Genomic DNA, 16,986 nt, shown 5'->3' on the forward strand with positions numbered 1-16,986 from the left:
ATATCTGTCTAACTTTAGTTGAATCAATGAGCATCGTTGAACACCGCCTTAAGGACGGCATCCACAATATAGCCATTAGCTTTATTGTAGATGATGACTGACTTATTCTTGACAATTTTCAGTTGGATTGCCCGGCTGGGAACAACTGTCGTTGTTCCAGCAGCCTCATGCGGCATTTTAATTTGAACGATATCTTGTTTCTCCATAATAAAAACCTCACCAATTTTATTTGATGAGGTAATCATATCGTGGATTTACCGCCAATCATAGACGGTCAGTTATTAGGTGCTTACAACCATTACACTTAATAGGTTCCTCATTCCAATTATTAAAAAAAACTAACCCATACAAAAAGCCGTCTAGGCTAAATTTCCTAGACGGCTTCATTACATGAATTCTACCAGCCATTATTCACTGAAAATTCAGCCGAGTTATGCCGGAGTGTTTTATATTTTAACGAATTAAGCAACGTTTGAGCCTACTTGAGAAGATTCAAAATCCTATTAAGTCAGCCATTTAGGTTCAAATGACTAGGTATCATTATTCCCACTCAATAGTCGAAGGCGGCTTACTCGTCACATCATACAGGATGCGGTTTACGTGATCCACCTCATTGACGATGCGGACGGAAATCTCCTGTAAAACATCCCATGGAATACGGGCGAAGTCGGCAGTCATGCCGTCAATAGACGTTACGGCACGGATACCCACGGCGTAGTCGTAGGTCCGGCCATCACCCATGACCCCAACACTCTTGATGTTCGGCAGTACCGTGAAGTATTGCCAAATATCGCGGTCGAAGCCAGCTTTTTTGATTTCTTCACGCAGAATCAAGTCACTATCGCGGACGATCTGTAACTTTTCTGGCGTGATTTCGCCAAGGACCCGAATCCCTAAACCAGGACCAGGGAACGGTTGACGCCAAACGAGGTCGCTTGGCATTCCCAGCTTTTCACCCAACTCGCGGGCTTCATCCTTGAACAACGAGCGTAATGGCTCAATCAGCTGGAATTTCATGTCTTCCGGCAACCCACCCACGTTATGGTGAGACTTGATGGTTTGCGCCGTATCAGTCCCACTTTCAATCACGTCGGTGTACAACGTTCCTTGCGCTAAGAAGTCAATTCCATCGAGCTTCTGGGCTTCGTCGTTAAAGACTTGGATAAATTCATTACCAATAATTTTACGTTTCTTTTCGGGCTCGGTGACGCCAGCCAGCTTATTCAAGAAGCGGTCTTGTGCGTCAACTTTCACGATGTTCAAGCCAAATTTACCCTCAAGGCTAGCCATAACTTGATCAGCTTCGCCTTTTCGTAATAGACCATGATCCACGAAGATACTGGTCAATTGGGTGCCAATGGCCTTGTGTAAGAGGACACCCACCACGGAGGAATCGACCCCACCGGATAGACCCAACAAGACACGCTTGTTGCCGACCGTCTCACGGATGTGTTCGATTTGCAGGTCAATGAAATCATCCATAGACCAGTTTGCCGTTGTCCCACAAACGTCAAAGGCGAAATGCTTCAGGATGTCATTGCCATATTCCGTATTACGAACTTCCGCGTGAAATTGAATCCCGTAGAAATTACGGTCAACGTCTTGCATGGCTGAAATCGGGCAATTTTCACTCGTCGCCACGCGTTCAAAACCATCAGGTACCTGAGTCACTAAGTCACCGTGACTCATCCAAACCGTCTGGGTCTTGGGCGTGTCCTTGAACAGTTTTGCCTCATCGCTCAGCACGGTGATATCTGCTCGGCCGTATTCGCGGTTATCCGCGGACTCAACTTTCCCCCCAGTCAAACTGTGGGCCATCAGTTGCATCCCGTAACAGATTCCTAGAATCGGAATGCCCAAGTTAAAGATCTCAGGGTCAACGTTGAACGCACTGCTGTCGTACACGCTGTTTGGTCCCCCGGAGAAGATAATCCCCTTGGGGCCCCAAGCCTTGATTTCGGCCGCACTCATAGTATGGGCCTTTAGTTCAGAGTAAACGCCCATGTCACGAATCCGGCGCGTAATCAATTGATTATATTGACTTCCGAAGTCCAAGACGATAATTTTATCGAATTTGGACATATCCACGTTTGCCAAGCCATTCACCCTTTCTTCTTTTTCAACATTGGTTATATCATACAGATTTCTCAAACGATGGTCAATGCAAATCCGACCGATTCCCACCAGAATTGGGTCACCCTTTAAGCTGCGAGCGGGCTTCACCACCGCTGAATATGGCAGTTGTCCTGGCTATCGTCGGTTAAAAATTGATCATCAAGATAATTTCAACCGTAAATGATAGGCCACCTGTCGGTCCAATAAACGTCGCTGAGTCGCCACAAACCCGTACTCAGCCGCCAACGTTCCTAGCGAGCTTCCCGGCCGCACGTCCATCCCCATGACAGGACAGTCAGTCAATTTTGCCCGGTGAATCGCGTCACCTAGGAGCCATTCGTCGAACCATTTCTGCTGAAAGGTCTTGCCCTTGGAGCGATTCCGCACCGTTAGTAAGTCCAAATACCACTCATCGGCTAATGCGCGTGGCGTCACCACCACTTGCTGCGGCGGTGTCACTTGCATGCGGGCAAACAATGCCGACCACTGGTTATTCAGTGTGGGCTCAACCGCGGCTGGATAGCCGTACGCCACCCCGACCGCGACGCCCTGATTTTGATAGACCCGGGCCTGCGGATAGCCATAACGAAACTGGGGCTGATGGTAACCGACAAAGAGAAGCTGCGAGAGTTGTTCCTTACTGACTCGCCGCAGTTGCCGCAACTGGCGCCGCTCCAACTCATGCAGCACCAACATGGCTACGGCATCAGCATCAACGATCGTCGCATCTCGTAACATTCGACCGCCCCCTAATACTTTCGCAGTAACAACCGGTCGATCCGGTGATGGAAGGTCTTGTGTATAATCATGTCGGCCCGATTCCGGGTTGGCAAAATGTACTCTTCCAAATTTTTCAGGTCAATATCCCGCCAAACCGCTTTGCCTTTAGCCAACGCTGCATCGTGGTCACCAATCGCGTAAGGATAATAATAATTCGTCGGGTCCTGAAAGGCCGTTTCCAATAACAACTCGAACCGTTCCAAGAACCAGCTTTCAATCAGGCTTGGCTCGGCATCCACGTAGATTGAAAAATCAGTGAAATCACTGACGTAGATTTGTTCATTGGTGGGCAATTGGAGTGTGTTGATGCCCTCCACGATTAAAACGTCCGGATGAATAATATACTCGAATTGGTCGGGCACAATGTCATAGACCTTATGCGAGTACACTGGTGCCTTAATTAGCGGTGTACCAGCCTTTACGGCATTTAAAAATTGAATCAGCGCTGCCATATCATAGCTTTCGGGGAATCCCTTACGCGCCATGAGATTTCGTTTTTTTAACTCTTCATTACTGTATAAAAAGCCATCGGTCGTAATCAGCTGAATCCGTTGCCCCGTGAAGTAGTGGTTGAGCAAAACTTCCAGCAGCCGGGCCGCCGTGCTCTTCCCTACCGCCACACTACCAGCGATACCGATGATAAACGGCACCCGGTGCTTTTTCTGCTGTAAGAAGGCCGCCTTATCCCGCTGGAGTTTTTGGTAATGGTCAAACTCTAAGTGTAATAAATGCACCAGTGGAATATAAACGTCCTGAACATCCTGCAGGGAAATCCGGTCGTTGAACGCCTTGATTTGCCGCAAACTTTCTTGGGTCAACGGTAAGGTCGCGTCATCGGAAAACGCCCGCCACTGTGCGCGGGTAAATACATTGTAATTAATGGGATCACTCATGGGGACACCTCAACTTTAGATAGAAATAATTACCCACCATTATACCGCAAAACCGGCTACTTCTGACACTGAGAAGTTGGAAAGTGGGAACGCTTTCTGAGGTGTTGTGTGCATGCAACGAGCTGCATAAAATAAAGTTCCAAAATATGTGTTATGGCCTAGGAAAACAACCCCCGTATCCACGGGGAATACTTCGTTTAAAGTAATCCCAGCATCAGGCTTCCAAAAAACCAGGTACCTAATATGCAAATGAGTAGTGTCACACAACCACAGCCGTCTCTATCGTAGTCAGGTTTCATTGCTTACCTCCCTTAGAGAATAACTCCCGTGGGATCACCCCCGTGTCCACGGGGAATACTAGGCCCTCAAAGCCACGGTACACGATGGTGAGGGATCACCCCCGTGTCCACAGGGAATACAAGTCAGGCTTCGGCTCCTTCCAAATCTCATAAGGATCACCCCCGTGTCCACGGGGAATACCCCCCGACCAAGGGACGGCACGCACTTAGTCTTGGATCACCCCCGTGTCCACGGGGAATACTCGACACTTGATAGCCACCTAGCTCTTCTAAGAGGATCACCCCCGTGTCCACGGGGAATACAAGGCGATGGTCTCAGCAGTCTCCTCGAAGTCAGGATCACCCCCGTGTCCACGGGGAATACTGCTGAAGTTATGAACGCCTTAGTACCCGATGAGGATCACCCCCGTGTCCACGGGGAATACGGTATGATGACAAGTCAACAATTTTCTTAGGCAGGATCACCCCCGTGTCCACGGGGAATACGACGTCTGTTGTTTGTTTAATTGCCAAAATTTAGGATCACCCCCGTGTCCACGGGGAATACCGATTCCTTAGCTTACATGAAGCAACTCAAAGGGGATCACCCCCGTGTCCACGGGGAATACAACGAGTAACAAAAACCGTTCAAATACCTGTAAGGATCACCCCCGTGTCCACGGGGAATACCTTCAAAGACCTCCGGGTTAAGTGGACTGATGAGGATCACCCCCGTGTCCACGGGGAATACCATACTGGGCTGATAACGGCCTGTACGAGGTGAGGATCACCCCCGTGTCCACGGGGAATACCTCACAAGGTACAGACGGAAAAGAACGTTCATGGGATCACCCCCGTGTCCACGGGGAATACACTAAACAAACGCTGCTACACCGGCATTCTAATTTTCCTAAACTGCGTATTTCCTTTAACTTGCTCTTAAAGCATACCGTACCATCACCCCATTAACAACAGCTTTAGCCTCAAATGCATCAGGAAAAAGATTGCCCCACAAACCACTAAATGACACATACACTAACCAAAACTTCAATTGCCCCCCCTCCCCAAAACAAAAAACGCACGCCCCCGACTTCTCAGTCAGCAACATGCGTTTCTATTTACCCTAAATCATTTCATACTCATCACTAGGCACATCGCTCAGTAACGGCGAGAACTCGCCAATTCCAATGATGCTTAGCCGGTGCATGGCCCGGGAACAGATAGTGTACAGCAATTGCCGTTCATCTTCCGCCGCGTAACGACTCGCCGAAGCCTGCCAAACGATAACCCCGTCGAATTCCAATCCCTTGGCTAGGAATGATGGCACAACAATAGTCCCCGGTGCTAGCCGTTGGTTCTCAGATTGAATCAGTGTGACCGCCACACCGGCAGCCTTCAATTTCTCAGTCAATTCTCGGCAATCCGCCAAGTCTTTTCCAATAATGGCCGTCGTTTCGTCCTCTTCTTCGTTCTGCTTGATCTGGTCGATGACCCGATTTAATCCGGCCGCTTCATCAGCTGCCAGCGTCATGGTCGGGAGTTCACCTTCTCGGGCAAACGCCGTGACCGCTTCACCATTCTTCAAAATGTGCTTGGTGAAATCAGTCACCTGCTGCGTTGACCGGTACGACTGTGTCAGCTGAATGACCCGCGTCTTGTCGGGGTCAAACATTGTGCTGAGTTCCTGTAGCAACGTACGGCTATTTTCCTTAGTGAAGATTGCCTGGTTCAAGTCTCCTAACATGGTAAACCGTGCCCGCGGGAAACTAAATTTCAGAAAAGCCAGCTGAAAGGCATTGTAGTCTTGAATCTCATCCATGAAGACGTAGCGCATATCTCGCTCGCCACCCTTGCCCGTCATCTTGTCGTACAAGTATAGGTAAGGCGTCGTGTCGACTAGCTGCATGTGATGGTCCTTCAACTTCCCGATGGATTCCTCGACGCTCGTGTTCCAGTCCGCTATGGAAATTCCTTCATGGGCCAAATCAATTCGACTCGGCAGGTTTCGTAGCATGTGAACATACTGGTTATTGATGCTCAAGAACCGGGCCCGGACAATCGCCTTTCGAATCGGATCAAACGCCTGCATGACGACCTTTCGCGATAGGAATTGCATTTCCTTTTCGGAAGAGTCGAATTCCCGGGGCTCCTCACCATACAAGGTATCCAACTGTTCCTTGCTCATGTCCTGAATGGTTTCTTCAACCCACTTGGTCTTCATTTCACTCGTGATGCGGCGATTCAAAATGCGAATCAAGGCTTCCTTCGTGGCCTGAAGCCGATTACCCAAGTGGTAGTTGCGATTGAAACTATAGTAAATTTCTTGAATTTTTTCCTTATCAATGAAGACCTTACCCTGAAACTTAATGTTTCTGAAGACCATGTCGCTGCTCTCCAGTTGGTCTGCGTAGGCCGTCACGGCATCAAAGAACGCGAGGCTCCCTTTGAGCTGGCTGATCTTCTTTTGGGCCGGCGTATTCGTTTCGCCAAAGCGTTGAGCCAGCGTTTCCACGTCGATCTTCGGTAATCGTCGTCCCGCATACTGGTAGTACGTCATCTGAACCATGTTATGCTCTCCTAATTCAGGCAGTACTTGGTCAATATAGTCATTAAATAATTGGTTAGGTGAGAACAGCATGACTTGCCCCGCCGTCAAATGGCCCCGGTAGCGGTACAGCAGGAAGGCGACCCGTTGTAAAATGGCAGCCGTTTTCCCAGATCCCGCTGCCCCTTGTACGAATAGCAAGTCGGACTTGGTGTCCCGGATAATTTGGTTTTGTTCCTTTTGAATGGTGGTCACGATACTCTTCATTTTCGTATCGGAATGCTCACTCAGCGCGGACAGCAACATCTGGTCCGTTACCGTTTGGTCGGTGTCGTAAAGGGTCACGATGGTGCCATCTTCGATTTGAAATTGGCGCTTGAGCTTCACGTCGACGGTCTGTTCGCCATCCGGTGTCTGGTAGCTCACATTTCCCAATTCTCCATCGTAATAAATGCTCGAGATGGGCGCCCGCCAGTCGTAGATCAAGAAGTGATCGGGCGTATCGGAAAAGGACCCCAACCCAATGTAGATGGTTTCGGTCTTCGCAGTCGGCCCCTCTTGGAAGTCGATGCGGGCAAAGTAAGCCTTCTTCTCCAAGCGTTGGATCGTGCTTAATTCCGTCGTCGCGTGTTGCCAGCTGTTCTGCCGCTCAGCCAGCAGTTGCTGCTGTTGCCGCACCGACAGCGCCGTTTCCAACAAGCCCTCATAACTATCTGTTTTGATTCGTAAGTCGTTGACAAAGTTCTTGCGAATCCCGGCTTCGTCATCCTCAGCCACGTCGATTCGCTGTTTAGCGTCCTTTTCTGCGGTTTTAATCTTCGTAACCACCGCATCTAAGTGTTCCTGTTCGTGGGCCTTAATTGAATCTGGCAAGCCAATCCCTCCTCGATTAATTGGGCAATCTAACGTGTCCTGACGCCAATGAGTGGTCCTTGTTGGTACCACCGCAGTGCATTCAGATACACTGAAACTTTACGCCTGTTTGACCAGTCCACTCCCCCGTGACAAGAAAAAGTGACTCTTCCCATCACCCGTAGCCACCGGCCACCAGATGTAATAATTCGACTTACCATTCTACACGTGTTTCCTGGATAAATAAAGTAAACTGACTGCACTAAATTTAGGTCCATTCATGCTGGTCACTTATTGTCAGAATTCCAGTAGCAGGACGACTTTATTTCAGTTTAACAGCCGCAACTTTGCTATAATGTAGGCGAACTTTTTCGGGGGTGAATCTTATGGATCAAGTTTCTTTATTAATCATTCTGACCGCTGCGTTGGTGACGCCGCTGGTGATGGCGAAATTCAAGCTCACCGTCCTGCCCACCGCCGTCGTAGAGATTCTCGTGGGAATTTTGTTAGGGCCCAGTGTCCTCAATATCGTCCACAGCAATTCAACGCTCTCTTTGCTTTCCAACACCGGGGTCATCTTCCTCTTATTCCTCAGTGGGATGGAAATCGACTTTAGTCTATTCAACCGGCGCAAACGGCCACAAACGCCGCTAGCTGCTAAGGTCGCTGGCAACGCACCCAAGTACTCACCGGTTTTTCTGGCGATTAGCAGTTACGCGGCCATCATCGTGACCTCCCTTCTGCTCGGTTTCATTTGTAAATGGACCGGACTCTTCAAGGACCCCTGGCTAGCCGCCATCATCTTCATGACAATTTCTCTAGGAATCGTCATTGCGACCCTTAAGGAAAAGGAACTGCTGAGTAAGCCATTTGGACAGACCGTGCTTCTGGTCGCCGCATTAGGTGAAATCGTGCCCCTGTTCTCGTTGACCGTCTACGCGTCCATCTTTGGCAACAGCAGCAAGTCTCTGTGGCTCCTACTGCTGGTCTTTCTGGCCGCCGGCATCCTATTTCGCCGGTTCAAGCCCTTCTTCACCTTCTTCGAAAGTATCAACAAGTCCACCACCCAGCTCGACATTCGTCTAGCTTTCTTCCTGATTTTTAGTCTGGTCGTCATTGCCGAATCCGTGGGGGCAGAAGGTATTCTAGGTGCCTTCGTTGCCGGAATCGTCATGAAACTCCTGCAACCGCAAGAGAATACCATGGTCCGGTTGGATGGTATCGGGTATGGTTTCTTCATCCCCATCTTCTTCATGATGAGTGGCGCTGACCTCAACTTGCGAACACTGCTAGCCGACCCAGCGACCTTGCTCCTGATTCCGGCCTTCTTCGCCGCCTATCTATTGGCCAAGGCTGCGGTCTACTTCATTTTGCGATTGCGTTTTAAACGTGGCAACGCCTTTGCTGGCACGGCGATTTCAGCAGCGACCATTACCATGGTCCTGGCCGTCCTACAAGTTGCCAAGTCGATGAAGGTCGTCACCACCCAGCAGTCCGGTGCATTCCTGCTCGCCGCCATTCTCACGTGCGTGCTTGGCCCCCTGCTCTTTAATACCGGCTACTCCGCTGAGGCCGAGGACTTGAAAAAGTCGACCGTCCACTTCATCGGCACCAATTTACTGACGGTTCCGGTCGCACAGCAGTTGGCCGACAGCTGGTACGACATCACCATGTACACCGATAAGGAAGCCAACTTCAAAACGTACAACTCCGAGGTCAATGCCAAATTACTGCCCTCACTGGACGCCGACGATGTTGAAGCACAGGACGCGTTCGATGCGGACATCGTCGTTCTGGGGCACTTCAATGCGACTAAAAATTATGAGTTAGCCAAGGCCGCTAAAGCATACGGTGTCACTCGTGTCATCGTTCGCTTCGAAGACCGCAACGTCTTGGACGCACGAGAAGATGAGCTGACCGACCTGGGTATCGAAGTCTACAACACACCCAACGTCAACATTGCCATGCTCAGAAGTTTGATTGAAGCCCCAACGACGCTACGCTTACTGACAGCTTCAACCTCCGCCGTCTACGAAGTCGCGTTACGTAACCGGCGCTACACCGACCAAGAAATTCACAGTCTGCCATTCGTCAAGGACATCACCATCAGTCAAATTTTTCGTGAAGGCCACTTTATTCGCCCAACTGGAAGTACCACCCTCAAATTCAATGACCGGATCATCTTCACCAGCAGCGCGGATACTGCTCGCGAGATTCGACGCGAATTGGGAATCCTGAACTAGGATTTGTGTGACTATTGCGCCGCGGTTTTTAGGTAAGCTGACGGCCCGTCCTTTGGCTGGAGGCATTTCCCAACAACCAGAAAAATTTCTGACAGTTGCTGTGCAACCGTTTTGACGGTGATGAGCCGCACTGTCACCAGCACAATTTGGCTTTCAATCTTTAGCAAGTCATTTAAAAACAGTATCATAACTGTTAAACTAGCAATCTAGTGTTATTGCTGACGACTACTTAAACCACGCAATCGTCCGCACTAGTTTAATTTAAGCGCACCTGGCGAATATCGTCGCCGCTGCTAGCATATCCCCACAACTTACATTTAAAGGAGACCAAAACATGGCATCAGTTGAAATCTACTTGGTTCGTCACGGCCAAACCTATTTAAACAAGTACCACCGTATTCAAGGGTGGTCCGACTCGCCCCTGACCGATAAGGGAATTGCGGACGCTAACCGGGCCGGTAAACGGCTCTCTAAGCTATCATTTTCAGCTGTCTACGCAAGTGATACCACGCGGGCACAAAACACCGCTAAGCGCATCTTAGCTGCTAATGACGCTCCCGTTGCGCTAACGACTGAACCTGCCTTTCGAGAAGAGAACTTTGGCTTCTTCGAGGGCATGGATACCGGTCTCACTTGGCACACGCTGGGGACGCCGCTTGGTCTGGACTCCTTTAACGCCATGATTGCCAAGCTGACCATCGAAAAGACCAAGGACATGTTCAAGGCGCAAGATCCTTTTAACGACGCCGAAGACAACGCTGAGTTCTGGGCACGAGTTCAACCTGGTCTGGACAAGGTCATCGCAACTGCCAACGATGGGGACCGGATTCTGATCGCCACGCACAGCACGACTATCCGGAGCATCGTGTCAAAGTATTCCGACATTGACGTCTCCGTTTCGGCCGAGAATGGCAGCATCACCAAGCTAACCGTAAAAGATGGTCACTACAAAGTTAACTATTATAACAACACTGAGGGTAAAGTGAAGTAATCCACCCACAGTAAAGACGCCGCCGACTAATTAGGTCAGTGGCGCCTTTTTTGTAGACTTGTCAAACTGTGCCATATGGCAGCTGCCAAGCGTTCAACCATACGCTGAATGGAATCCCTGACAGTCGTGGGGCAATCACTCTTAGTAAGTCCATTTTTAAAAAATCTGGATTCAAAAAAGCACCGTCGCCATCATAGCCACAGTGCTTTCAACTTATCTCTTAATCAATGACGCTTCATGTGCCCGTTGGGTGTACATGTCGATTTCATCATCGGCAGCACGAACCCAGTGACGTGGAGAAATCTCAACGAGTTTACGTTCCTTACCATCATTTTCATTGGTGGCATCGTACGCAATTTCCTGACGTGTCCGTTCGAATTCAGGATCAGGAACCGGAACGGCAGACAGCAGACTCTTGGTGTAGTCATGCAAGGGATGGGCGTAAATTTCGTCAGAATCGGCGATCTCTAGCATCCGACCATAGTGCATAACTCCGATTCGGTCCGAAATGTACTTGACCATGGACAAGTCATGGGCAATGAACAGGTACGTTAAGTCCTGTTCACGCTGCAGCTTCTTCATCAAGTTGACCACTTGGGCTTGAATCGATACATCCAAAGCGGAGATGGGTTCATCGGCGATCACGAACTTAGGATCAACGGCAAGCGCACGGGCAATCCCGATTCGTTGTCGTTGCCCACCAGAGAATTCATGAGGATATCGACTGGAGTGGTCCTTGTTCAGACCAACCGTTTCCAATAAGTCCTCGACTTTTTTACTCCGATCGGCATCATCCTTAGCTAAATGATTGATGTCGATTCCTTCAGCCACGATGTCCTTGACCTTCATCCGGGGGTTCAGTGAGGCATACGGATCTTGGAAGATCATCTGCATGTCTTGCCGAAATTCACGCTGTTCAGCTTTACTAGTAAACGTATCAACGTTCTTACCGTTGAACAGAATCTCACCAGCGGTTGGTTCGTACAAATGAATGATTGCACGACCGGTCGTGGTCTTCCCAGAACCGGATTCCCCAACCAGGCCAAAGGTTTCCCCCCTGTAGATATCAAAAGAGATATCATCAACGGCACGAACTTCGTCGGGCTTCCCCACGTTGAAGTACTGTTTGAGGTGCTTGACCTCGAGGATTTTTTCGGCATTTTCATAGTTCATTATTGCTGTTCCTCCTCTTCTTCAACCGGAATGTTTGGCCGTTGTTGCTTGACCAAGTTCTGTTGCATCTCAGCGTACTTCTTTTGCCGGGCAACGATTTGGTCGGGCGGCGTTACCTTAGGGGCATTCGGATGCAGTAGCCAAGTTGCGGCGTAATGCGTGTCGGACACCTTAAAGAATGGCGGTTCTTGTTCCGTATCGATCTTCAAGGCATAGGCGTTCCGGGCCGCAAAAGCATCCCCAGTTGGCGGATCTAATAAGTCCGGTGGCGTCCCTGGAATTGATGGCAACTCATCGCCACCAGTATCCAGAGTCGGCATGGAGCTTAACAACCCCCACGTGTACGGATGCTTAGGGTTGTAGAAGATTTCATCAACTGTCCCGTATTCAACGATTTTCCCCGCATACATGACGGCGACCCGGTCGGCCATGCCGGCCACGACACCCAAGTCATGCGTGATGAAAATGATCGACGTGGAAATCTTGTCTTGCAATTCCTTCATCAAATTCAGGATCTGAGCCTGAATCGTCACGTCCAATGCGGTCGTGGGTTCATCGGCAATCAGAACTTCCGGGTAGTTGATCAAGGCAATAGCAATGACGATCCGTTGCCGCATCCCACCTGAGAATTGGTGCGGATAGTCATTGATTCGGTTTTCGGCATCAGTAATACCGACTAATTTCATCATTTCCAAAGCTTGTGCTAAGGCTTTTTCCTTCTTCATACCCTTATGAACCATCAGCGGTTCGGCGATTTGCCGTCCAATCCTCATGGTTGGGTCCAAAGAAGTCATCGGATCTTGGAAGATTTCGGCAATATCTTGGCCCCGAATGCCTTCCATTTCCTTTTCAGACTTCTTCAGGAGGTCTTCGCCCTTATACATGATGGTTCCGCTGGTAATATCAGCGTTTCGAGCGTTCAAGCCCATGATTGTCCGGGTGGTTACGGATTTACCGGAACCGGATTCCCCAACAATCGCCAGGGTCTCACCCTTTCTTAAATCAAAGCTAACGTTCCGAATTGCCTTAACGTCACCGGCATAGGTTTTGAAGTTAACTTGTAAGTTGCGCACTTCCAAAATATCTTTTTCGTTATCCATGACGTGACTTCACCTACTCTTTCGTCCGCGGGTCAAACGCATCCCGCAAGCCATCACCTAAGAGGTTGAAGGCTAACATGATGATGGAAAGAATCAACGCTGGCCACCACATTTGATATGGCAGGAATTGGAAGTTCTTCTGTCCATCGTTCAACAACGTCCCTAGTGAAGCCTGTGGTGAGGAAATCCCAATCCCAATGTAGGACAAGGTAGCTTCGAAGAAGATGGCGTTCGGGATGGTAAACATCGTATTAATAATGATGACACTCGAGAGGTTCGGGAGCAAGTGTTTAAAGGCAATCTTGATGGGACTTTCACCCAGTGTTCTCGCCGCCAAGATAAACTCTTGTTCCTTCAACTCTAACGTCTGCGCTCGGACTAGCCGGGCCATGTTGACCCAAGACGTCAGTGCGATGGCGATAATGATCGAGGCCATCCCAGGTTTCAGAATCAAGATCAGTAAGACAATAACGACTAAGTTAGGGATGGACAGGATGATTTCAATGATCCGTTGCATGATGGTATCAACGCGACCACCCTTCCAGCCTGAGAACATCCCGTACGTGACCCCAATTGTTAAGTCAAATAACGTGGCCACTAACGCAATGATCAGTGAGATTCGCGTCCCATAAAGAACCCGTGAGAACAAGTCTCGACCTAAGTAGTCGGTCCCCATGATGTAATGGGCACCACTGGCACCAGCTGCCTTATAGGCATCGATTCGTTCACCAGCTTGGACCAAAGTTCCGTTGAACCCATTGATCCCGATTCCGGGAATCTTAGACGGTAAGTTGGCATAGGCTGGATGCACGGCGTTCGGATCGTGGGGTGAAACGAACAGGGATCCAAAGGCCATGATGAAAATCACAATCAGCACAATCAAGGAGACCCAAGCCCCCCGGTTCTTCTTCAACCGCCGCCATGCATCTTGTGCGAAGGTTAATGAGGGTGCTGCAATTTTTTCACTATCTAACGCCGCCCGGTCATCGGACGTAATTGGCTTAAAGCTATCTTCAGGGAGTTTTACTGTATCTGCCATTTATTTACCTCCTAGTTAGCCTTTCCTGTGAGTCGAATCCGCGGATCAACGATTCCATAAAGGATATCGGTGATCAGCAGAACAACACACAACATGAATGAATAGACGATGGTTAACCCCATGATGGTTGGGTAATCGTTGGTCAAGACGGACTTGACGAATTGTTCCCCGATACCAGGAATGGAGAAAATGTTTTCAACAACCATGGACCCGGTCATGATGTTCACGGCCAGTGGCCCCACGATGGTGATCAACGGAATTAAACTGTTCCGGAGCGCATGGTGGTAGATCACACCGGTTCGACTCAGGCCCTTGGCCTTAGCCAACTCAATGTAATCCGAACTCAACACGTCGACCATTTCGGTCCGGACGAACCGGGCAGACTCGGCCAGCGGTTGCGCCCCCAAGGCTAAGGTCGGCAATACCGTGTAGATAAAGCCACCCCATTCAGCGATTGGGAACCAACCTGCTTTCAAGCCCAAGTAGTACTGTAATAGTACGGCTAAGACGAAGGAAGGAATTGAAATCCCTAAGATAGAAACCACCGTGGTCGTCGTATCAACCCACGTATTTTGCTTCATTGCGCCGAAGGCTCCGATGATAACTCCCAACAGGACCCCAATAATCATGGCTTGCAGCCCAATCTGCAAGGATGGTCCGATCCGACTTGAAATCAAGTAAGATACGGGTTGGTCACTGAATTGGAAGGAAGTTCCGAAGTCACCTTTGACCGCACCAGCCAGGTACAGCAGGTATTGCTGCCAAACTGGTTTGTTCAAACCATACTGTTCATAAATCAGATTAATCTGACTCTTAGAGAGCTTGGCTTGGTTGGTCAGTGGCGTCCCGGGCAACAACTTCATCAGGAAAAACGTCACGGTAATCACAATGAATAAGGTCAGGATCAGATAAAAGATCCGCTTTGCTAGGTACTTTGCCATTTGTTTACCTCTCAATCAGTAGACTTATTCGTTACCGTTAAGTTGTCAAACTTAACAAAAACTCCACGAAAACAACAAGACAATAAATGATTGCAATAATACCGAAAAGTAAGGATCAACTCGCGTTAATCCTTACTCCCCGATAAAACTTATTAAGTCGGTTACCCGACAGTGATCACTGAGTTAACAGGACTTACTTGATGTAAGCCTTACTGAAGTCCCAGTTAGCGCCGGTTGGGAAGTAAACCAATCCCTGAACCTTAGACTTGACGAGTTGGGCTTTCCCTTGTTGGTAAACTGGGATGATCCCTTGTTCGTTCAAGATGGTCTTTTGTGCGTTAACCAAGTCGTTCCAACGAGCAGTACTGTTGTTAGCGTCCTTACCAGTTGCGTTGCCTACGTAAGTATCGTAAGCCTTGGAAGACCACTTCCCGTTGTTGTAAGAGTTACCAGAAGTGAAGAGTGATAAGAAGGAGATTGGGTCTGGGAAGTCGGCACCCCATGCGGAGATAACGGCATCGAAGTCACCACTTTGTGAACGCGCAAGCCGGGTCTTAAATGGCAAGTTGCTGTTCGTGACCTTGATGTTGCCTAACTTAGCCCATTGACTCTGAATAAATTCAGCTGAGTTCTTACCAGCTGGCGTATCGTCGGCGGTTAAGGTCAGTGAGTAGCTTGAACGACCAGTTTCCTTCAAAGCTTCCTTCCAAAGTTGCTTAGCTTTCTTCAGGTTGTAGCTTGTAGCTGAAGGAACAGCTGCATCGGTGTTGAAGTCCTTACCGTTCTTAGTTGCCAAACCAGTGGAAACTAATCCAGAGGCAGCGGTTGAACCATCTTGAAGAATCTTGTTCACAAATTGATTCCGGTTGATGGCCAATGACAAGGCTTGACGAGCCTTCTTGTTCTTCATCATTGAATCTTTCTTTTCGTTCATTTCAATGTAGAAGGTTGAAGCACTCTTCCGTTCAACGTATTCTTTAGAGTTCTTGTAGTTCTTTGGTTGTTGCCCACTCAAGTAGGTTGCATCCAACTTGCCACTTTGGTACTGACTCAAAGCTGTTTGCGGATCCTTGATCGTCTTGAAGTTGACTTTCTTCAGTTTAACATTCTTTGCGTTCCAGTACTTAGTGTTTTTGCTCATCGACCAGTTATCAGACGTCCCAGTCCAGTATGTCAACTTGAACGGACCATTGTAGACGTTATCCTGAGCGTTCGTTGCGTATTTCTTACCGTACTTTTGAACAACTGATTCATTTTGTGGGAAGAACATTGGACTTGCTACCAATGAAGGGAAGTAACTAGTTGCTTGGGTTAACGTCACAACAACCTTGTAATCCCCAACGGCCTTGATACCTAAAGTAGACACGGCCTTCTTCTTGTTCATGATGGCATTAGCATTCTTAACCTGCGCGTACATGTAAGCATACTGTGAAGCTGTCTTCGGGTTGACCGTCCGTTGCCAGGCGTAAACGAAGTCTTTAGCGGTTACCTTGTCGCCGTTACTCCAGTTGGACTTCCGTAAATTGAAGGTATACGTCTTCCCATCCTTAGAAACCTTGTAGCTCTTGGCTACCCCAGGATGAATGCTGCTGTTCTTACCGATCCGTAAGAGCCCTTCACCAGTGTTGTTCATAGTTTCCCCTGAAACGACATCGGTTGCAGTGGATGAGTCCATTGATGGTAATGCTGAACTTTCCATCCAATTTAACGTTTGCTTACTGGATTCCGAGCTGTTAGACGATGACCCACACGCTGCAAGTAGAACTGCCGCGAACGTTGCCACCGTCCCTAGTTTAACTGCCGAATTAATCTTCATTTTAATTCCAACCCCTCTTAGTTGTTTGAGCAATGAATTGACAACCTCAAATTTGATGTTTCCAATTGTATATTAGAAATTCATTAAAATCAATGGTAAATGATAAACTATTTTAACAAACTGGTTATAAACGCCTCTACATAAGCATTTAAAATGAAAAATTAAAATTCGATGTCACATTTAAAACGAGTAAAAATAAGTTTTTCTGCATACGGTATAC

The 16,986-nt window shown here is 48.7% G+C and carries 12 protein-coding genes and 1 CRISPR repeat array; of the genes, 2 read left to right on the plus strand and 10 right to left on the minus strand.

Translation table 11 applies throughout. The annotated features are described in order from the left end of the window. Positions 1-23: 23 nt before the first annotated feature. From EKM89_RS10640 to helD, 5 genes are all read right to left on the minus strand, one after another. A complete protein-coding gene (locus EKM89_RS10640) occupies positions 24-206 on the minus strand; it encodes a hypothetical protein (protein ID WP_125688373.1) in 183 nt (60 codons plus the stop codon). A gap of 334 nt (positions 207-540) precedes the next feature. After that, entirely contained in the window at positions 541-2,082 is a 1,542-nt protein-coding gene (gene guaA, locus EKM89_RS10645; RefSeq protein ID WP_191988764.1) for a glutamine-hydrolyzing GMP synthase, read from the minus strand. 192 nt (positions 2,083-2,274) lie between these two features. After that, positions 2,275-2,853, minus strand: coding sequence for a hypothetical protein (locus tag EKM89_RS10650; RefSeq protein ID WP_125688377.1), 579 nt, complete (start codon positions 2,851-2,853; stop codon positions 2,275-2,277). An 11-nt stretch (positions 2,854-2,864) separates the two neighbouring features. Continuing rightward, positions 2,865-3,788, minus strand: coding sequence for a type I pantothenate kinase (coaA, locus tag EKM89_RS10655; RefSeq protein ID WP_125688380.1), 924 nt, complete (start codon positions 3,786-3,788; stop codon positions 2,865-2,867). A 330-nt stretch (positions 3,789-4,118) separates the two neighbouring features. Beyond that, a CRISPR array of direct repeats spans positions 4,119-4,939; the repeat unit is 28 nt; unit sequence GGATCACCCCCGTGTCCACGGGGAATAC. Positions 4,940-5,189: 250 nt separating this feature from the next. Next, positions 5,190-7,484 (minus strand): RNA polymerase recycling motor HelD, encoded by a 2,295-nt coding sequence (gene helD, locus EKM89_RS10660; RefSeq protein ID WP_125688382.1) that lies wholly within the window; start codon positions 7,482-7,484, stop codon positions 5,190-5,192. Between the two features lie 365 nt (positions 7,485-7,849). On the opposite strand from helD, the gene EKM89_RS10665 reads away from it, so the two are divergent. Next, the gene (locus EKM89_RS10665; RefSeq protein WP_125688384.1) at positions 7,850-9,706 is read left to right on the plus strand and encodes a cation:proton antiporter domain-containing protein; all 1,857 of its coding nucleotides are present in this window, start codon (positions 7,850-7,852) and stop codon (positions 9,704-9,706) included. A gap of 334 nt (positions 9,707-10,040) precedes the next feature. Further along, positions 10,041-10,697, plus strand: a complete 657-nt coding sequence (locus EKM89_RS10670) for a histidine phosphatase family protein (protein ID WP_125688386.1) — start codon at positions 10,041-10,043, stop codon at positions 10,695-10,697. Between the two features lie 213 nt (positions 10,698-10,910). Here EKM89_RS10670 and EKM89_RS10675 read toward each other — a convergent pair whose 3' ends face one another. The 5 genes from EKM89_RS10675 to EKM89_RS10695 form a co-directional block, all read right to left on the minus strand. Beyond that, complete coding sequence (locus EKM89_RS10675) at positions 10,911-11,870, minus strand: ABC transporter ATP-binding protein (RefSeq protein ID WP_125688388.1); 960 nt, start codon at positions 11,868-11,870, stop codon at positions 10,911-10,913. Next, the gene (locus EKM89_RS10680; RefSeq protein WP_125688390.1) at positions 11,870-12,970 is read right to left on the minus strand and encodes an ABC transporter ATP-binding protein; all 1,101 of its coding nucleotides are present in this window, start codon (positions 12,968-12,970) and stop codon (positions 11,870-11,872) included. The genes EKM89_RS10675 and EKM89_RS10680 overlap by 1 nt, the downstream gene beginning before the upstream one ends. Positions 12,971-12,983: 13 nt before the next feature. Continuing rightward, complete coding sequence (locus EKM89_RS10685) at positions 12,984-14,009, minus strand: ABC transporter permease (RefSeq protein WP_125688392.1); 1,026 nt, start codon at positions 14,007-14,009, stop codon at positions 12,984-12,986. 11 nt (positions 14,010-14,020) lie between these two features. Then, the gene (gene opp3b / locus EKM89_RS10690; protein ID WP_125688394.1) at positions 14,021-14,950 is read right to left on the minus strand and encodes an oligopeptide ABC transporter permease; all 930 of its coding nucleotides are present in this window, start codon (positions 14,948-14,950) and stop codon (positions 14,021-14,023) included. Positions 14,951-15,143: 193 nt separating this feature from the next. Further along, positions 15,144-16,766: a peptide ABC transporter substrate-binding protein gene (locus EKM89_RS10695; RefSeq protein ID WP_125688396.1), complete on the minus strand. Its 1,623-nt coding sequence runs from the start codon at positions 16,764-16,766 to the stop codon at positions 15,144-15,146. Between the last annotated feature and the right edge of the window lie 220 nt (positions 16,767-16,986).

Source organism: Levilactobacillus fujinensis, assembly GCF_003946335.1.
Lineage (GTDB): Bacteria > Bacillota > Bacilli > Lactobacillales > Lactobacillaceae > Levilactobacillus > Levilactobacillus fujinensis.

Excerpts from the sequence above, each read along its gene's own strand:
- EKM89_RS10665 (WP_125688384.1), top strand. The coding sequence starts at position 7,850 with ATGGATCAAGTTTCTTTATTAATCATTCTGACCGCTGCGTTGGTGACG.
- EKM89_RS10675 (WP_125688388.1), bottom strand. The coding sequence starts at position 11,870 with ATGAACTATGAAAATGCCGAAAAAATCCTCGAGGTCAAGCACCTCAAA.
- EKM89_RS10650 (WP_125688377.1), bottom strand. The coding sequence starts at position 2,853 with ATGTTACGAGATGCGACGATCGTTGATGCTGATGCCGTAGCCATGTTG.
- EKM89_RS10680 (WP_125688390.1), bottom strand. The coding sequence starts at position 12,970 with ATGGATAACGAAAAAGATATTTTGGAAGTGCGCAACTTACAAGTTAAC.
- EKM89_RS10640 (WP_125688373.1), bottom strand. The coding sequence starts at position 206 with ATGGAGAAACAAGATATCGTTCAAATTAAAATGCCGCATGAGGCTGCT.
- EKM89_RS10695 (WP_125688396.1), bottom strand. The coding sequence starts at position 16,766 with ATGAAGATTAATTCGGCAGTTAAACTAGGGACGGTGGCAACGTTCGCG.
- opp3b (WP_125688394.1), bottom strand. The coding sequence starts at position 14,950 with ATGGCAAAGTACCTAGCAAAGCGGATCTTTTATCTGATCCTGACCTTA.
- guaA (WP_191988764.1), bottom strand. The coding sequence starts at position 2,082 with ATGTCCAAATTCGATAAAATTATCGTCTTGGACTTCGGAAGTCAATAT.
- EKM89_RS10685 (WP_125688392.1), bottom strand. The coding sequence starts at position 14,009 with ATGGCAGATACAGTAAAACTCCCTGAAGATAGCTTTAAGCCAATTACG.
- coaA (WP_125688380.1), bottom strand. The coding sequence starts at position 3,788 with ATGAGTGATCCCATTAATTACAATGTATTTACCCGCGCACAGTGGCGG.
- EKM89_RS10670 (WP_125688386.1), top strand. The coding sequence starts at position 10,041 with ATGGCATCAGTTGAAATCTACTTGGTTCGTCACGGCCAAACCTATTTA.